General features: G+C 64.2%; 15 protein-coding genes. 8 read left to right on the top strand and 7 right to left on the bottom strand.

Annotation, left to right across the window (positions count from 1 at the left end):
- Positions 1–10 precede the first annotated feature (10 nt).
- The 4 genes from ald to IZU87_RS02420 all read left to right on the top strand — a co-directional run bounded on the left by ald (position 11) and on the right by IZU87_RS02420 (position 5,820).
- Entirely contained in the window at positions 11–1,132 is a 1,122-nt protein-coding gene (gene ald / locus IZU87_RS02405) for an alanine dehydrogenase (protein ID WP_213113573.1), read from the top strand.
- A 186-nt stretch (positions 1,133–1,318) separates the two neighbouring features.
- A complete protein-coding gene (locus IZU87_RS02410) occupies positions 1,319–2,332 on the top strand; it encodes a tryptophan--tRNA ligase (protein ID WP_107335903.1) in 1,014 nt (337 codons plus the stop codon).
- Positions 2,333–2,582: 250 nt separating this feature from the next.
- Positions 2,583–3,827 (top strand): YeeE/YedE family protein, encoded by a 1,245-nt coding sequence (locus IZU87_RS02415; protein ID WP_249330402.1) that lies wholly within the window; start codon positions 2,583–2,585, stop codon positions 3,825–3,827.
- 313 nt (positions 3,828–4,140) lie between these two features.
- Entirely contained in the window at positions 4,141–5,820 is a 1,680-nt protein-coding gene (locus IZU87_RS02420) for an NAD-dependent malic enzyme (RefSeq protein WP_213113574.1), read from the top strand.
- Positions 5,821–5,986: 166 nt separating this feature from the next.
- Here IZU87_RS02420 and acnA read toward each other — a convergent pair whose 3' ends face one another.
- On the bottom strand, positions 5,987–8,746 hold the full coding sequence (gene acnA / locus IZU87_RS02425) for an aconitate hydratase AcnA (protein WP_043333046.1): 2,760 nt from the start codon (positions 8,744–8,746) through the stop codon (positions 5,987–5,989).
- A 347-nt stretch (positions 8,747–9,093) separates the two neighbouring features.
- Here acnA and IZU87_RS02430 point away from each other — a divergent pair, with 347 nt between their 5' ends.
- The 3 genes from IZU87_RS02430 (at position 9,094) to trxB (ending at position 11,775) form a co-directional block, all read left to right on the top strand.
- Positions 9,094–9,459 carry a zinc ribbon domain-containing protein gene (locus IZU87_RS02430; RefSeq protein WP_192839173.1) on the top strand — a complete coding sequence of 122 codons (366 nt, stop codon included), beginning with the start codon at positions 9,094–9,096 and terminating at the stop codon, positions 9,457–9,459.
- A 286-nt stretch (positions 9,460–9,745) separates the two neighbouring features.
- Complete coding sequence (locus tag IZU87_RS02435) at positions 9,746–10,348, top strand: peroxiredoxin (protein WP_043333044.1); 603 nt, start codon at positions 9,746–9,748, stop codon at positions 10,346–10,348.
- Positions 10,349–10,818: 470 nt separating this feature from the next.
- Positions 10,819–11,775 carry a thioredoxin-disulfide reductase gene (trxB, locus tag IZU87_RS02440; protein ID WP_043333042.1) on the top strand — a complete coding sequence of 319 codons (957 nt, stop codon included), beginning with the start codon at positions 10,819–10,821 and terminating at the stop codon, positions 11,773–11,775.
- 175 nt (positions 11,776–11,950) lie between these two features.
- Here trxB and IZU87_RS02445 read toward each other — a convergent pair whose 3' ends face one another.
- A complete protein-coding gene (locus tag IZU87_RS02445) occupies positions 11,951–12,202 on the bottom strand; it encodes a SlyX family protein (RefSeq protein WP_213113575.1) in 252 nt (83 codons plus the stop codon).
- Between the two features lie 585 nt (positions 12,203–12,787).
- On the opposite strand from IZU87_RS02445, the gene IZU87_RS17865 reads away from it, so the two are divergent.
- Positions 12,788–13,252: a cold-shock protein gene (locus IZU87_RS17865; protein WP_043333039.1), complete on the top strand. Its 465-nt coding sequence runs from the start codon at positions 12,788–12,790 to the stop codon at positions 13,250–13,252.
- 95 nt (positions 13,253–13,347) lie between these two features.
- On the opposite strand, the gene IZU87_RS02455 is transcribed toward IZU87_RS17865, so the two are convergent.
- From IZU87_RS02455 to dapC, 5 genes are all read right to left on the bottom strand, one after another.
- The gene (locus IZU87_RS02455; RefSeq protein ID WP_043333036.1) at positions 13,348–13,761 is read right to left on the bottom strand and encodes a hypothetical protein; all 414 of its coding nucleotides are present in this window, start codon (positions 13,759–13,761) and stop codon (positions 13,348–13,350) included.
- Positions 13,758–14,954 carry a succinyl-diaminopimelate desuccinylase gene (gene dapE / locus IZU87_RS02460; RefSeq protein ID WP_213113576.1) on the bottom strand — a complete coding sequence of 399 codons (1,197 nt, stop codon included), beginning with the start codon at positions 14,952–14,954 and terminating at the stop codon, positions 13,758–13,760. The genes IZU87_RS02455 and dapE overlap by 4 nt, the downstream gene beginning before the upstream one ends.
- 161 nt (positions 14,955–15,115) lie before the next feature.
- The gene (gene dapD / locus IZU87_RS02465; RefSeq protein ID WP_077377814.1) at positions 15,116–16,141 is read right to left on the bottom strand and encodes a 2,3,4,5-tetrahydropyridine-2,6-dicarboxylate N-succinyltransferase; all 1,026 of its coding nucleotides are present in this window, start codon (positions 16,139–16,141) and stop codon (positions 15,116–15,118) included.
- A gap of 40 nt (positions 16,142–16,181) precedes the next feature.
- Positions 16,182–16,538 (bottom strand): ArsC family reductase, encoded by a 357-nt coding sequence (locus IZU87_RS02470; protein ID WP_043333033.1) that lies wholly within the window; start codon positions 16,536–16,538, stop codon positions 16,182–16,184.
- Positions 16,539–16,622: 84 nt separating this feature from the next.
- On the bottom strand, positions 16,623–17,822 hold the full coding sequence (dapC, locus tag IZU87_RS02475; protein WP_213113577.1) for a succinyldiaminopimelate transaminase: 1,200 nt from the start codon (positions 17,820–17,822) through the stop codon (positions 16,623–16,625).
- Between the last annotated feature and the right edge of the window lie 136 nt (positions 17,823–17,958).

A 17,958-nucleotide genomic window follows, 5' to 3' on the forward strand; every position in this document is an offset into this window, starting at 1 on the left:
GGAGTTCACCATGCAGATTGCCGTGCCGAAGGAAATCAAGAACCACGAGTATCGCGTCGCCCTCACGCCTGCCGGTGTGCGTGAGCTGATCGCCCAGGGCCATGAGGTGATCGTCGAGTCTGGCGCCGGGGAGGGCAGTGGCTACCCCGATGCCGAATATCAGGGCGTGGGCGCGCGTCTCGAGTCGGACGTCGAGCGGGTCTTTCGCGACGCCGAGCTGATTCTCAAGGTCAAGGAGCCGCAGCCGGCCGAGGTCGCGCGGCTCACTAGCGGCCAGACCCTGTTCACCTATCTGCATCTGGCCGCCGCTCGTGAGCTGACCGAGAGCCTGCTGGAGAGCGGCGTGACGGCCATCGCCTACGAGACCATCACGGATGCCGACGGAGGCCTGCCGCTGCTGGCGCCCATGAGTCGCGTCGCCGGCCGCATGGCGATCCAGGCCGGCGCGCACGCACTGGAGAAGGCGCAGGGCGGCATGGGCGTGCTGTTGCCCGGCGTGCCCGGCGTGTCGCCGGCACGGGTCACGGTGATCGGCGGTGGCGTGGTGGGGGAGAACGCGGCGCGCATGGCGCTGGGGCTGGGCGCCGAGGTGGTGATTCTCGATACCTCACTGGCGCGCCTCGAGACGCTGGATCATCGCTATCAGGGCCAGATTCGTACCGTCTATTCGACCTCCGAGGCGCTGGAAGAAGCGGTGCGGCAATCGGCATTGATCATCGGTGCCGTGCTGGTGCCCGGGGCGGCGGCCCCCAAGCTGATTCGTCGCGAGCATCTGCGCAAGATGACGGCGGGCGCCGTGCTGGTGGATGTCGCCATCGATCAGGGCGGCTGCTTCGAGACCAGCCAGGCGACGACTCACGCCGAGCCGACCTACGTGGTGGATGGCATCGTGCATTACTGCGTGGCCAACATGCCCGGCGCGGTGGCACGCACTTCGACCCAGGCGCTGACCAGCGCGACGCTGCCGTATATCGTGCGCCTCGCCAATGGCGGCTATCGCGAGGTGCTGAGCCGGGACAGCCACTTTGCCGCGGGCCTCAATGTGCACGCGGGGCATTTGATCCTGCCGGAAGTCGGCGAGGCCTTCGACATGCCGGTCACTGCGCTCGCCGAGGCACTGGCCAAGGAGTGAGCCGGGGAGGTCGGCCCTTACGAAGGCTGCACGCCTCAGGGTAAGATGTGGGACATATAGCGACAGGTCATGGTGGCTGCGTTCGAGGGATTCGAGCGGGCGCTGCCGCGACCTGTCGTGATCCATTGTGAGCGAGTGCAGACCCGCGGCACGACCTCCCGACCCAGACGCCCAAGAAGTGCATCCATGACCAAGACCCGCGTTCTTACCGGCATCACGACCACCGGCACCCCTCATCTCGGCAACTATGTCGGCGCCATCAAGCCTGCCATCGAAGCCAGTCAGGACCCGACGGTCCAGTCCTTCTACTTCCTCGCCGACTTCCACGCCCTGATCAAGTGTCAGGACCCGAAGCGCGTGCAGGAGTCGCGTCGTGAGATCGCCGCCACCTGGTTGGCCCTGGGTCTGGACACCGACAACGCCATCTTCTATCGCCAGTCGGACGTGCCGGAAATCCCGGAGCTGATGTGGCTGCTCAACTGCGTGTGCGCCAAGGGCTTGATGAACCGCGCGCATGCCTACAAGGGCGCCGTGGCCGAGAATGAAGAGAGCGGCATCGAGGATCTCGATCGCGGCATCAGCATGGGCCTGTTCAGCTATCCGGTGCTGATGGCGGCGGATATCCTGATGTTCAATGCGCACAAGGTGCCGGTGGGGCGTGACCAGATCCAGCATATCGAGATGGCGCGCGACATGGCCGGGCGCTTCAACCACCTCTTCAAGGGCAACTACTTCACCATGCCCGAGGCGGTGACCGACGAGAAATCCCAGCTGCTGCTGGGCCTCGACGGTCGCAAGATGTCCAAGAGCTACAACAACACCATCCCGCTGTTCGGCACCGAGAAGCAGCTGCTCAAGAGCGTGCGCAAGATCAAGACCAACTCGCTGGAGCCGGGCGAGCCGAAGGACCCGGATACCTGTTCGCTGTTCCAGATCTATTCGGCCTTCGCCACCGAGGCGGAAGTCGCCGCCATGCGTGAGCAGTACGCGGCCGGCATCGGCTGGGGCGACGCCAAGAACCAGCTGTTCGAATACCTGAATGACCACCTCAAGGCGCCGCGCGAGCGTTACGTCGAGCTGATGGAAGACCCGGCGCATGTCGAGGCGATCCTCAAGCGTGGCGCCGAGCGGGCCCGCGAAGAGGCCGCACCGATGATGGAGCGCCTGCGTCGCGCCGTCGGCCTGGGCAACTTCATCTAGATCGCCCGTCCACGCTGCTCGATCGGCCCCCGTCATCTTCCCGGATGGCGGGGGTTTCTGTTGCTGGCACCGTCGTTTCAGAGGATGACGTCTTCGGGGCTGTCATGCTGATGGCGCCCGGGGCGTGATGTCAGGCATATACCCGCGGGGAATGAAAAGCGTGCTGGAAATTCATTCACAGCTATAAAGCGACGCGCTAGGCTTGCCGCATCAATGCTTCAAGCATGCTGAATACACAAGGGGGTACGACATGAGTCAACACGCGATGCCGGGCAAGGCCAGTGAGCCTGCCCAGCCATCTAGCACCATCAACCCTCGCGCCGTCTGGGCGGGTGGGCTGCTGGTCATTGCCTCAGTGCTGCTGGGCCTGGTCGCCGGCTGGCGCCAGGGCCTGCTGCTGCTGATCGGCGGCGCGCTGGGCGTGGTGCTCTATCACGCGGCCTTCGGCTTCACCTCCGCCTGGCGAGTGTTCATCACCGAGCGTCGTGGCCGTGGCCTGCGTGCCCAGATGCTGATGCTGGCGATTGCCGTGGTGCTGTTCTTCCCGGTATTGGCAGCGGGCAGCCTGTGGGGGCAGGACGTCTCCGGCTTCGTCTCGCCGCTGGGCACCTCCGTCGTGGTCGGCGCCTTCCTGTTCGGCCTCGGCATGCAGCTGGGCGGCGGTTGCGCCTCGGGCACGCTGTTCACCGTCGGCGGCGGCAATGCGCGCATGGTGATCACCCTGATCTTCTTCTGCGTCGGCTCGGTGATCGGCACCGCACACTTCAGCTGGTGGCAGAGCCTGCCGTCGCTGCCTGCTGTCTCGCTGGTGGATAGCTTCGGTGCGCTGGGCGGCATCATCGTCAGCCTGGCGCTGTTCGCCATCATCGTGCTGGTGACGCGCACGCTGGAGAAGCGTCGTCACGGTGAGCTCGAGAAGGCCGCCGTGACCGACAGTCAGCCGCGTGGCCTGTCGCGTTTCCTGCGCGGCCCCTGGCCGCTGCTGGCGGGCGCCGTGGCGCTGGCGCTGCTCAACTTCGCCACCCTGGCGCTGGCCGGGCGTCCGTGGGGTATCACCTCGGCCTTCGCGCTGTGGGGCACCAAGGTCTACACCACGCTGGGCTTCGATGTCAGTGACTGGGGTTACTGGCAGGCGGCGGGCAATGCCAAGGCACTGGCGGCACCGCTCTACACGGACATCACCACGGTGATGAACATCGGCATCGTGGTCGGGGCGCTGGCGGCGGCGCTGCTGGCCGGCAAGTTCGCGCCGAAGTGGAACATTCCGCTGCGCTCGCTGGTGGCTGCCGTGCTGGGTGGTCTGCTGCTGGGTTACGGCGCGCGCCTGGCCTTCGGCTGCAACATCGGCGCCTACTTCGGCGGTATCTCCTCCGGCAGCCTGCATGGCTGGCTGTGGCTGGTGATGGCCTTCGCCGGCAACATGCTGGGCGTGAAGCTGCGTCCCTTCTTCGCCCTTGCGCCGCGCAAGCCGGCATCGCGTGCCGATCTGGCCTGAGACATTCCCCGCACGTGACCGCGAACGCCTCGCTCCTTCCCCGCCAGGGGGGGGGGAGCGGGGCGTTTCTCGTCATGCAGTACCCTTGTCTGCGCAACGCACGCCGACCTTGCACAGGCTGCCGGAGATAGCACTGCGCGTGCTATCATCATGCCTTGTTCGCACGTGGAAACTGCACGTCGAAAGGTCCCTCGGACGCCCGGTTGCCAGCAGGTCTTCTGCGGTGCTTCAGCGGGCATGCTGCGCTTGTCTGCCGGCATGCCGAGAAGCTTGCCGAGCGTGAGGTCGTCCCCACTGATTCAAGAGTCTCGCCATGACGGATACTTCCAAGCGCGCCCTGTACGTTCCTTACGCCGGCCCGAGCCTGCTCGAGATGCCGCTGCTCAACAAGGGCAGCGCCTTCAGCCTCGAGGAGCGTGTCAGCTTCAATCTGATGGGCTTGCTGCCGCAGAATGTCGAGAGCATCGAAGAGCAGGTCGCGCGCGTCTACAGCCAGTATCAGCAGTGCGCCACCGACCTCGACAAGCACATCCTGTTGCGCTCGGTGCAGGACGACAACGAGACCCTGTTCTTCCGCGTGATCGAGGAACACCTCGAGGAGATGATGCCGATCATCTACACCCCGACCGTCGGTCAGGCGTGCGAGGAGTTCTCCAACATCTACCGCAACCACCGCGGCCTGTTCATCTCCTACCCGGACCGCGAGCACATGGATGACATCCTGCGCTCCGCGACCAAGGACAACGTCAAGGTCATCGTCGTCACTGATGGCGAGCGTATCCTGGGGCTGGGCGATCAGGGCATCGGCGGCATGGGCATCCCCATCGGCAAGCTGTCGCTGTACACCGCCTGTGGCGGCATCAGCCCGGCCTACACCCTGCCGATCTCGCTGGATCTGGGCACCAACAACCAGAAGCTGCTCGACGACCCGCGCTACATGGGCTGGCGTCACGAGCGCGTCACCGGTGATGACTACAACGCCTTCGTGGCCGAGTTCATCACTGCCGTGAAGCGTCGCTGGCCGAAGGCCATGATCCAGTTCGAGGACTTCGCGCAGGCCAACGCCATGCCGCTGCTCGAGCGTTACCGCGATGAAGTCTGCTGCTTCAATGACGACATCCAGGGCACCGCCTCCGTGGTGGTCGCGACCCTGATGGCGGCCTGCAAGGCCAAGGGCGAGAAGCTCTCCGACCAGCGCGTCACCTTCCTGGGTGCCGGTAGCGCAGGTTGCGGTATCGCCGAGATGATCGTGGTGGCGATGGTCAAGGAAGGCATGGATGAGGCAGAGGCCCGCAAGCGCGTCTTCATGGTCGATCGCTTCGGTCTGCTGACCAGCGACATGGAAGGCCTCTACGACTTCCAGAGCCGACTGGCCCACGATATCGACAGCGTGGCCGACTTCGGTGACCGCGGCCTGCTGGATGTGGTCAAGGCTGCCAAGCCGAGCGTGCTGATCGGAGTGTCCGGCCAGCGTGGCCTGTTCAGCGAAGACGTGATCCGTGCCGTGCAGGCCGGCTGCGAGAGCCCGCTGGTGATGCCGCTGTCCAACCCGACCTCACGCGTCGAGGCGACACCGGCGGAAGTCATCGAGTGGACCGACGGCAAGGCGCTGGTCGCCACCGGCAGCCCGTTCGCGCCGGTCGAGCACAACGACCACACCCACGCGATCGCCCAGTGCAACAACGCCTACATCTTCCCGGGTATCGGTCTGGGTGTGCTGGCATCCAACGCCTCGCGCATCACCGACAACATGCTGATGGCCGCCGCCAACGCGCTGGCCAACAACGCCCCCATCGTCCTGAAGGGCGAGGGCGCGCTGCTGCCGTCACTGGGCGATATCCAGGACATCAGCCGTCAGATCGCCTTCGACGTGGCGCGTCAGGCTCAGACCGATGGCGTGGCGCTGACCTCCAGCGACGAGATCATCCAGGCCAACATCGAGAAGAACTTCTGGCAGCCGCGTTACCGCGCCTACCGTCGCAAGGCGTTCTGATCGCGCCTGCGTCTGACTCGTCAGTGAGCGCATGAAGCAGATTGCATGAAACAGGTTGTATGAAACAGGTTGCATGAAACAGAGTGCGTAAATGAAGAAGCCCCCGCAGGCCATGCCTGCGGGGGCTTTTGTGTTGCAGTCAGCGCTGCGGTGAGCGGCTGGCGGGTTACAGCATGCCACGCAGCACGTAGTGGAGGATGCCGCCGTGACGGTAGTACTCCAGCTCGTTGTCGGTATCGATGCGGCATAGCGCCTCGATCTTCTGCTCACCCTTGTCGCTCTTGAAGGTGACCTGGACCTTGCCGCCGGCCGTCAGGTCATTCAGGCCGCTGATGCTGATTTCCTCATCACCGGTCAGCCCCAGCGACTGGCGGCTCTCGCCTTGCGGGAACTGCAGAGGCACCACGCCCATGCCGATCAGGTTGGAGCGGTGGATACGCTCGTAGGACTCGGCGATCACCGCACGCACGCCCAGCAGCAGGGTGCCCTTGGCGGCCCAGTCACGCGAGGAGCCGGTGCCGTACTCCTTGCCGGCGACGACCACCAGTGGCGTGCCTTCCTCGGCATACTTCATGGCGGCATCGTAGATGGCCATCTGCTCGCCGGACGGCACGTGGCGGGTCTCGCCGCCCTCGACGCCATCGAGCATCTCGTTGCGGATACGCACGTTGGCGAAGGTGCCGCGCATCATCACTTCGTGGTTGCCGCGACGTGAGCCGTAGGAGTTGAAGTCCTTGACCTCGACTCCGTTCTCCTTGAGGTAGCGACCCGCCGGGCTGTCCGGTTTGATGGCACCGGCCGGAGAGATGTGGTCGGTGGTCACCGAGTCGCCGAGCATCGCCAGCACGCGGGCATTCTCGACATCCTGAACGGCTTCCGGCTCACGCTGCATGCCTTCGAAGAACGGCGGATGCTGGATGTAGGTGGAGTCCTTCCACTCATACACTTCGGCTTGTGGCACATCGATGGCCTGCCAGGTCTCGTCGCCGTCGAAGACCTCGGCGTACTCCTTGCGGTACATCTCGGTACGCACCTGCTCGACGGCCTCGGCGATCTCGGCCTGACTCGGCCAGATGTCCTTGAGGAAGACGTCATTGCCGTCGGTGTCCTTGCCCAGCGGCTCCTTGGAGAGATCCACACGCACGGTGCCGGCGAGGGCATAGGCGACCACCAGGGGCGGCGACGCCAGCCAGTTGGTACGCACGTTGGGATGCACGCGACCCTCGAAGTTGCGGTTGCCCGACAGCACCGAGGCGACCGTCAGGTCACGCGTGTTGATGGCGTCCTCGACCGGTTCCGGCAGCGGGCCGGAGTTGCCGATACAGGTGGTGCAGCCATAGCCGACCAGGTTGAAGCCAAGCTCGTTGAGGTCATCCTGTACGCCGGCAGTCGCCAGGTAGTCGGTGACGACCTTGGAGCCCGGCGCCAGTGAGGTCTTGACCCATGGCTTGCTGCTCAGGCCTTTCTCGCGTGCCTTGCGCGCCACCAGGCCAGCCGCCAGCATCACGCTGGGGTTGGAGGTGTTGGTACAGGAGGTGATGGCGGCGATGACGACATCACCGTGATCGAGGCGGAAGGTCTCGCCATTCAGCTCGCTGTAATCGCCGTTCTTCACCTCGCTCTGCTTGTCGTAGCTCTGCTCGACATCGACGGCGGTCTGGCCACCTTCGGACAGCCACTTGCCGTCCTCGATGTCCGGCACTTCACCCAGCTGATCGCCGAGGATCTTCTCGAAGGTCTGCTTGATGTCGGTGAGGGCGACGCGGTCCTGCGGGCGTTTGGGGCCGGCGAGGGAGGCGACGACCTCGGTCATGTCCAGCTCGAGCGTATCGGAGAAGACCGGCTCGTGGCCCGGCTCGCGCCACAGACCCTGCTCCTTGGCGTAGGCCTCGACCAGCGCGACCTGCTCATCGGAGCGACCGGACAGGCGCATGTAGTTGAGCGTCTCGTCATCCAGCGGGAAGAAGCCGCAGGTAGCGCCATACTCCGGCGCCATGTTGGCGATGGTCGCGCGGTCGGCCAGCGGCAGGTCATCCAGGCCGTCACCGTAGAACTCGACGAACTTGCCGACCACGCCACGGCTTCTCAGCATCTGGGTGACGGTCAGCACCAGGTCAGTCGCGGTGATGCCTTCGTTGAGCTTGCCGGTCAGCTTGAAGCCGACCACTTCCGGAATCAGCATCGAGACCGGCTGGCCGAGCATCGCGGCTTCCGCCTCGATACCGCCGACACCCCAGCCGAGTACGCCGAGGCCGTTGATCATGGTGGTGTGGGAGTCGGTGCCGACCAGGGTGTCGGGGTAGGCGAAGGTCTTGCCATCTTCCTCGCGGGTGAAGACGGCGCGGCCGAGGTATTCCAGGTTCACCTGGTGGCAGATACCGGTGCCCGGCGGGACGACGGAGAAGTTGTCGAAGGCCTGCTGGCCCCAGCGCAGGAACTCGTAACGTTCGCGGTTACGCTCCATCTCGATGCGCACGTTGTCCTTGAAGGCGCTCGGATCGCCGTAGTGGTCCACCATCACCGAGTGGTCGATGACCAGGTCCACCGGGGTCAGCGGATTGACCTTCTCGGGGTCGGCGCCGAGCTTCTTGACGGCGTCACGCATGGAGGCCAGGTCAACCACACCAGGCACGCCGGTGAAATCCTGCATCAGCACGCGCGCCGGACGATAGCCGATCTCGTGGGTGCTGGAGGCGGTCTTCTGCCAGTCGGCCAGTGCCTTGATGTCTTCCTTGGTCGCGGTTTCACCGTCCTCGAAGCGCAGCTGGTTCTCCAGCAGCACCTTGAGCGTGAAGGGCAGTCGCGTCAGGTCGCCAAGCGTGTCGGCCGCCTTCTTGAGCGAGTAGTAGTGATAGCGCTTGTCTCCGACTTCCAGCTCGGAGAGGGTGTCAAGCGAATCCAGTGACTGAGAGCGCTGGGAACCCATGATTCTCCTCCTTGTCGTTGTCTTCACCGGCCAGACTGCTGAAGTGTCGTTCAACAGGCGCGTCAGGTGCCTCGGCCGGATGCGACGCGTCGCGAGAGCGACTGCCAGGTCGCGGATGGTTGCCTACATAAGGCTATGGTTATCATGTGACAGGAATTCAAGCGCACACCATCATCGAGGATAGTGTGAAGCAAGGAACCCTGCGTCGCGTTCGCTGCCATAGAGTTTGCCGCCATGACTCTCGCGCGGCGTGAATGCGGCCCCTAAGGTATCCAATGCAATGGCACTCCAGACGGTGCCACCCGCAACGTCCGTCGCGTTCACCATCAGGCACAACGGAGGCTGTCATGAATGAGCAAGGGCGCAGGCCGAGCGAATCCGGCGAGCTGCCGGAAGATGATGAGGTTCTGGATGCGGCGGTCGAGCAGTGGCTGGCGGAGCATTCCTCGGGGCAGTCCGATGAATGGCCGGGCCATGAGTTGCTGGAAGACAAGCAGGCGGGAGTGGTCAATGAGGCGCTGCATGAGGCGGAAATCAACTGCCCCTATTGCGATACGCCTTTCACGGTGTTCCTGGATCTGGACGAGGGCAGTCTGACCAACATCATCGACTGCGAGCGTTGCTGTCAGCCGATCCAGGTGCGCCAGCAGGTCGACCCGGTCAGTGGTGAGCTCGAAGGGCTGGATATCGGCCAGGATGACGACGTGCTGTGACGGCATCTCACCTGCTCGGCACGCTGGAACCGGCGCCGGCAGGCGTCAGTGACGCAAAGTGACAGGCTTGCAGGGGGCAGGGCGCGGCAGATGCTGTATTCTGCAGCCAAGGTCACTTATGATCCCGACACCCGCTGTTGGCGTCATCGCGCTGCCATAGGCAATCTCTATGGTGGTGATTGCAGCAAACATTTGGCATCTGCCACACGTGGCGATTAGTCTGTGTGGCGATTCATCACAAAGGCGGTCCGCTGCCTTTATCATCATTATTCCTCAGGAGATCACCATGAGCGTATTGGTCGGACGTCAGGCCCCGGATTTCGAAGCCGCAGCAGTGCTGGGCGACGGTACCATCGTCGACAACTACAAGCTGTCTGATTCCAACGGCAAGCTGCGCGTGCTGTTCTTCTGGCCGCTGGATTTCACCTTCGTTTGCCCGTCTGAAATCATCGCCCACGACAACCGTCTGGCGAAGTTCAAGGAACTCGGCGTCGAAGTCATCGGTGTGTCCATCGATTCCCAGTTCACTCACCACGCATGGCGCAAGACCTCTCCGGACGCTGGCGGCATCGGTGAAGTCGGCTTCCCGATCGTGGCTGACGTCAAGCACGAAGTCACCCAGGCATACGGCATCGAGCATCCGGAAGCTGGCGTCGCTCTGCGCGCTTCCTTCCTGATCGACGAAGACGGTGTCGTTCAGCACCAGGTCGTCAACAACCTGCCGCTGGGCCGTAACGTCGACGAGATGGTCCGCATGGTCAAGGCCCTGCAGTTCCACCAGACCAACGGCGAAGTCTGCCCGGCAGGCTGGGAAGAAGGTCAGGAAGGTATGAAGGACACCGCTGAAGGTGTTGCCAAGTACCTGGCAGGCCACTCCAGCAGCCTGTAAGTCGCTGCCTGGACGAGATCAGCTCACGCGTCCGCGCTGACTGATCCCGCGACTGCCTTTCGAACCTTCGGTAATGAGTGTCTCGAGAGGTAGGCGAACCGGAAGCCGTCGCCCCTGGCGGCGGCTTCCGCGCATCTGGGCAATGCCATCCTGCGGGCTCGTGCTTGTGCATAAGCTTCTGCGATGCCGGTCTGAGTCCGGTGCTGAAAGCTGGCGGCGTCTGCGCTACTCTGCGCAGTCCTTGTTCGCCTCAACCAGCGCGGCGAGCCAGCGAGTACAGCGAGTAAAAGTGCTTCCAGCGGGAAGCCTGCACGGGCGCCAGCCGGCCCGGATCATCACGCCGTGTCCTGAACCATGCCGATCGCATGCGCCGTCTGCAGCGCTGTCGGTATCGTTCAGTACATTGATCGCCAGCAGCCGCCATTGCTGCTGGTGAAATCCTCCGCCTTCATCTGTCACTGAGGTCATCCATGAGCAATGTCCGTCACGAACGTCTGATCATTCTCGGTTCCGGCCCGGCGGGTTACACCGCTGCCGTCTACGCTGCACGTGCCAATCTCAAGCCGCTCCTGATCACCGGCATGCAGATGGGTGGTCAGCTGACCACTACCACCGACGTCGACAACTGGCCCGGCGACGATGCTGGCGTGCAGGGGCCGGAGCTGATGGAGCGCATGCGCCGTCACGCCGAACGCTTCGAGACCGAAGTCCTGTTCGACCACATCAACGAAGTGACCCTCGGCGAGCGTCCGTTCCTACTCAAGGGTGACAACGGCAGCTACAGCTGTGACGCCCTGATCATCGCCACCGGCGCCAGCGCGCAGTATCTGGGCCTGCCGAGTGAGCAGCAGTTCATGGGCCAGGGCGTCTCGGCCTGTGCGACCTGCGATGGCTTCTTCTATCGCAATCAGGAAGTCGTGGTGGTCGGTGGCGGCAACACCGCTGTCGAGGAAGCGCTGTACCTGTCCAACATCGCCTCCAAGGTCACGCTGGTGCATCGCCGTGACAGCCTGCGTGCCGAGAAGATCCTGCAGGACAAGCTGTTCGACAAGGTCGAGAACGGCAACATGGCGGTCGAATGGCACCACACCCTCGACGAAGTGCTGGGCGACAACTCCGGTGTCACCGGCGTGCGTCTGCGTCATGTCGAAAGCGGCGCCACCAAGGAGTTGAGCTCGATGGGCGTGTTCATCGCCATCGGCCACCGTCCGAATACCAGCCTGTTCGAAGGCCAGCTCGACATGCAGGGCGGCTATCTCAAGGTCCAGTCGGGCCTGGAAGGCAATGCCACCCAGACCAGCATCCCCGGCGTCTATGCCTGTGGCGATGTAATGGATCACGTCTACCGTCAGGCGATCACCTCTGCCGGTACCGGCTGCATGGCGGCGCTGGATGCCGAGCGTTATCTGGACGGCCTCATCGCCTGAGATCGCCCTGTCCATTTCGACACGATCCATGTCGACACGACCTGTGTCGAGAGTGTCTGATTCGAGAAAGTCTGATTCAGCACTGCCCGACCGGCCCCGCAGCCTCGCTGCGGGGCCGGTTTGCGTTCAGGGCCCTGCCTGGTCTGCGCCGGGAGAGCTGAGTGCTGCTGACAGCTCAGTAATGGGGCGGCAGCTCGTCGTGTGGCTGCGCACTGAAAGGTGCTGTCGAGTCTGCATCGCCTTGCTGGTCGCGCAGGGTGCGTAGCTGGCTGGCCATCAGCGCGGTCAGGCGCTCGAGTGTCTCTATCTGACGCTGCTGGGTGATGACGGTGCGATCGAGGGTCTCGAGCCAGTCATCCTGATGCGCGAGGCGCGATTCCAGTGCTTCCAGTCGGGCTTCCAGGCTAGGATCATTCGAGGTTGTCATGCATCTGGGCTCCAGAGGGTGAGGGAATGGTCCACGTGTGCAGTGGGGGGAAGAGGGTGAGGCGGCCGCCGTTGGATGACGACTCATGCCACGATTCTTAAGCGATGGCACGCCGAATCATCGCTGCGGTCGTTGCCTGGATCGTTGTCGAATTACCGCAAAGTGTTGAAGGATTGTCACTGAGTTGCCTCAGACGCATCAGGAAGAGGCGTGATAGACTGTTGACAGTGCGATTGACTTATTTTTCGTATATCGCACCCATTGACGGCCTTCGATTGCCTGCGCTTCGCGCGTCATTGACAGGGCCGGTTCCATCGACTGATGTGGAGTTACCTGCATCACGAGCCACGACGTCGCCAGAGCGATGCACAGGCATCTTCGCGTGTATCAGTGACGGTGACGGGCACCGCCGTGAGGCGCTGCATTCAGGCAGTTTCCCGACTGACGATAGCTGCTGTAACCCTGTCGTGCGGTCAGGTGCTGTCCATTGCGATCAAGGGCAGAACATTCTGATAGGGATCATCCGAAGCACTCATTTCTGTCCTCGCGTTACACCTCCACCCATTACCTAGAGAGTTTATCTTGATGAGTTCCAAGACGTTCTTCCGTTGTTTCATCATCAGCCTGTTGCTGGCACTGCCGGCACCGTTGCTGATTGCTGTCTTCATCACCCTGACCGGCGGCCAGCTGGCCGACACCCTGAGCCAGGCGCTTAGCGTCGAGGGCTTCGAGCTGGCGTACGCGGCTGCCGTCGCGGCCGTGTTCATCCTGCTGTTGATCGCGACGCTTGCCATTCCGGTGCTGTCTCCGCGCTCTGCAGTACTGGCTGAAGTCGAGGACGACGATCGTGAGATCGGCGAGGTCAAGTGGTTCAACGTCAACAAGGGCTACGGTTTCGTGACCCGTGAAAGTGGTGAAGATGTCTTCGTTCACTTCCGTGCCATTCGTGGCAAGGGCCACCGTACCTTGGCCGAAGGTCAGAAAGTGCGTTACCACGTCATCAGCAATGAGCGTGGCCTGCAGGCGGATGACGTGACGGTCATCACCTGATCGCTGACTCGCTCAGTGAAAGACGACAACGCCCCGCGGGCTAGCCTGCGGGGCGTTGTCGTTTCATGGACTTGTCACCAGAAGAGGCGGGTCACTCAGCCCTTGTCCGGCCAGGTGAAGGCCTCTTCGCTGCCGTCGGCCATGACACGGAAGAAGCGGTCCGGCTCATCACCGGGCTGCCAGCTGCCCAGCGAGCAGCGCGTCTCGACCTGCAGGGCCCTGGCGGCGGCGCGTGCGCAGTCGACATCGCGCGCCCAGGGAGTGCTGGCGCTGTCGAACCACAGGCTGGCGAAGCCATCGGCGACCTTCTCGACCACCAGCACCGCGATCTCGGCGCCATCACGCGTGAGGCGCGTACGGTGCTGCAGCTTGCCGGCCGGCTGGAAGACGACGACCTGACCGAACTGCTCGCCCAGCCAGGCGCCCAGTGCTTCCAGGCTCAAGGGCTTGAGATAGATCTCGATGTCCGGGTACTGCTCATCGGCGTCATTGTGCGGGGTGTCGCTCATGCCGTGGTCTCTTGGGTCGCGGGGACAAACAGGTATTCCAGGATGTGCTCGTAGGCGCTGGAGAGTCGGTCCAGATCGCTGGCCATGACGCGTTCATCGATCTTGTGGATGGTCGCGTTGACCGGCCCCAGCTCGACGACCTGAGTGCCGAGCGTGGCGATGAAGCGACCATCGGAGGTGCCGCCGGAGGTGGACAGCACCGGCTTGCGCCCCAGCGCGCGTTCCACGCCGTGCACGGCGGCATCGACCAGTGCGCCTTCCGGCGTCAGGAAGGGCTCGCCGCTCAGGTTCCACTCGATCTCGACGTCCAGACCGTGCTTCTCGAGGATCTCATAGGTGCGACGCTTGAGGTCATCGGCGGTCAGCTCGGTGGAATAGCGGAAGTTGAAGACCACTTCCAGCTCGCCGGGGATGACGTTGGTCGCGCCGGTACCGCCACGGATGTTGGAGATCTGGAAGCTGGTCGCCGGGAAGAAGTCGTTGCCGTTGTCCCAATGTTCGGCGGCCAGGGCGGCCAGCGCCGGGGCGGCTTCGTGGATCGGGTTGCGCGCCAGATGCGGGTAGGCCACATGGCCCTGGATGCCCTTGACGTGCATGACCGCACCCAGCGAGCCGCGACGGCCATTCTTGATCACATCACCGGCGTAGTCGGTGGAGGACGGCTCGCCGACGATGCAGTAGTCGAGGCGCTCGTGATGCTCGCGCAGATACTCGACCACAGCACGGGTGCCGTGAACCGCCGGGCCTTCCTCGTCGGAGGTGATCAAGAAGGCGATGCGGCCTTCGTGGTCCGGGTTGGCGGTCACGAAGCGCTCGGTAGCGGTCAGCATCGCGGCCAGCGAACCCTTCATGTCGGCGGCGCCACGGCCACACAGGAAGCCGGCATCATCGATGCACGGCGAGAACGGCGGATACTGCCAGTTGGCTTCCGGGCCCGTCGGCACGACATCGGTGTGGCCGGCGAAGGCCAGCACCGGACCATGATGGCCGCGCACCGCCCAGAAGTTGTCGACATCGCCGAAGGGCAGCCGCGTGATGGTGAAGCCCAGCGCCTCGAGGCGTTCGATCATCAGGGTCTGGCAGTCCAGGTCGTCCGGCGTGACCGAGGGGCGTGAGATGAGCTCGAAGGCCAGCTCCAGCGTCGGAGACAGATCGGCGGAGCGTGGCGGAAGCGGTGCGTTTGAATCAGTCATCATGGGCCATCGCTGCAGGCGTCATCGCGAGGAGCGACAGCGCGAAATTCGGGGGGAGAGACGAAGTGTCTTCACGCCGGCCCGGACACTGCTGCCCGAGCCGGGAAATGCCACGATGGCCTGCCAGAGATGCAGTATCTGACAGGCCATCGTCACGCGCCTCAGTTGTGGGCGTGCAGGGCATCGTTGAGCGCGATGGCGCTCTTGTTGGTGCGGCACTCGACACGGCCGGTGACGGAGTTGCGACGCAGCAGCAGGTCGTCCTGGCTCGCCAGCTCACGGGCCGCGACCGTCTCGACTTCCTGGCCTTCGTTGTCGAAGACCATGACCTTGGTGCCGGCGGTGATGTAGAGGCCAGCTTCCACGGTGCAGCGATCGCCCAGCGGGATGCCGATACCGGCATTGGCGCCGATCAGGCAGCCTTCACCGACCTTGATGACGATGTTGCCGCCACCGGACAGGGTGCCCATGGTGGAGCAGCCGCCGCCCAGATCAGAGCCCTTGCCGACGAAGACGCCCGCGGAGATGCGGCCTTCGATCATGCCCGGGCCTTCGGTGCCGGCATTGAAGTTGCAGAAGCCTTCGTGCATCACGGTGGTGCCTTCGCCCAGGTAGGCGCCCAGGCGCACACGCGCGGTGTCGGCGATACGAATGCCGGTCGGCACCACGTAGTCGGTCATCTTCGGGAACTTGTCGACGCAGTCCACGGACAGGGTGCGACCTTCCAGACGGGCCTTGAGGCGACGCGCCGGCAGCTCCTCGATGTCGATGGCGCCTTCGCTGGTCCAGGCGACATTCTTGAGCAGACCGAACATGCCGGTCAGGTCGATGCCGTGCGGACGCACCATGCGGTGAGACAGCAGGTGCAGCTTGAGGTAGACCTCCGGCACGCTCTGCGGGGCGGCGTCTTCCTCGATGAACATGGCGACCAGCGGGCGCTGGCTGGCGGCCAGGCTCTCGGCCAGTTCGGCCTGGGCGCTGTCACCGGCGTCGCGCAGGGCGCTGGCCAGGGCGGCGCAGTGTTCCGGCAGGAAGCTGGTGGCGGTGGTGCCAGCCGGTGCGTCCAGTGCCTTGCGAGCGGCGTCAGCAACGGCAGCGGTCGGCTTGAACAGCGGGGCAGGATAGTAGACTTCCAGCCAGTCGCCGGTGGTGTTCTGGGTGCCGATTCCGAGGGCAAGGCTCAACATCGTGTCAATCTCCGGGGTGTCCAGTGGTGTAAGGGGTAGCTCAGTCCTGCGGTTCGTAGACCGCCTTGTCATAGCCGATCACCAGATCCATCTCATTGTCGGCGGGATGACGCTCGAGAATGGGACGCTTGATCAGGGTCGGGTGCTCCAGCATCAATGCACGTGCCGAGTTGGCATCGAGGCTGTCACGTTGTTCATCGCTCAGGTTGCGCCAGCTGGTGCTGCGCTTGTTGAGCAGGCTGCTCCAGGCGGTCTGCTCCAGCCAGGATTCCAGCAGGCTGGCGGAGAGGCCATCCTCACGCAGGTCATGCCAGCGATAGGGAACGCCCCGGTCGTCGAGGGCGCGGCGCGCCTTGCGGCAGGTATCACAGGTCTTGATGCCGTAGAGCACGTGCATGGCGGTCTCCTTGAGCCAATCCACCCCGCTGGGCGGGGCTGTCATCCAGTGTTGGGCTGCTGTCAGCCCGTGCAGGCCTGGCGCTCAGCGCAGGCGTTCGACGAAGCGACGCAGGCGCTGGGCGGCTTCGACGGTCTGTTCCAGTTCGGCCACCAGCGCCAGACGAATGCGTCCGGCGCCCGGGTTCACGCCGTCCACCTCGCGCGCCATGTAGCTTGCCGGCAGCACGCCGACCGCCTCTTCACGCAGCAGTTCGCGGGTGAAGGCGGCGTCGTCACCGCCGGGCACGGCGGGATACAGGTAGAAACTGGCTTCCGGGGTCGGGAAGTCCATCACCGGCGCGAGGATTTCGGTCACGGCGGCAAACTTCTCGCGGTAGGCATCGCGATTGGCCAGCACGTGGGCTTCATCATTCCAGGCGGCGATGGAGGCGTACTGGTGATGCAGCGGCATCGCGCAGCCGTGATAGGTGCGGTAGTGACGGAAGCGACGGATCACCTCGCCATCGCCGGCCACGAAGCCGGAGCGCAGGCCCGGCAGGTTGGAGCGCTTGGACAGCGAGTGGAAGACCACACAGCGCGCGTAGTCATCGCGGCCCATGGCGGCACAGGCCTGCAGCAGGCCCGGCGGCGGCGTGGACTCGTCGAGATAGAGCTCCGAGTAGCACTCATCGGAGGCGATCAGGAAGTCGTGCTCGTCGGCGAGGCGAATCAGTTGCTGGAAGTCCTCCAGCGGTGTCACGGCGCCGGTGGGATTGCCCGGCGAGCAGACGAAGACGATCTGGGTATCACGCCACACCTCGGCCGGCACCGCCGCGTAGTCGGGGCGGAAGCCATTCTCGGCGGGGCAGGGCAGGTAGGTGACCTCGCCGCCGGCCAGCAGCGTCGCGCCTTCGTAGATCTGATAGAAGGGGTTCGGCACCAGTACGCGCGCTGGACGCGTGCTGTCCAGCGAGGCCTGGATGAAGGCGAACAGTGCCTCGCGGGTGCCGGTGACCGGCAGGACCTGCTGGTCGATATCCGGCGTGGCGTTGAGCGAGAAGCGCTTCGCGAGCCAGTCGGCGATCGCCTGGCGCAATTCCCCCAGACCGCCGGTGGCGGGATACTTGGCCACGCCCATGATGTGCTCGCGCAGGGTATCGAGCACGAACTCGGGCGGCGCGTGACGCGGCTCGCCGATGGTCAGTGCAATCGGGTCCAGGGCGGGATTGGGCACGACGCCCTCGCGCAGCTTGGCCAGGGTTTCAAACGGGTAGGGCTTGAGCTGGTCGAGATCCGGGTTCATGCACGTTCCATGGGTGATGGCCGTGGCAGTCAGACTGCCGGCCGAGCAGGGAGGAAGGCGTCCGCGAGTCACCGGACTGCCATGCAGGTCGACTCGCGATTATAGGGAAGCCGGCCGGTCCCCTCAATCGCGGGGT

The organism is Cobetia sp. MC34, assembly GCF_018340035.1.
GTDB lineage: Bacteria > Pseudomonadota > Gammaproteobacteria > Pseudomonadales > Halomonadaceae > Cobetia > Cobetia amphilecti.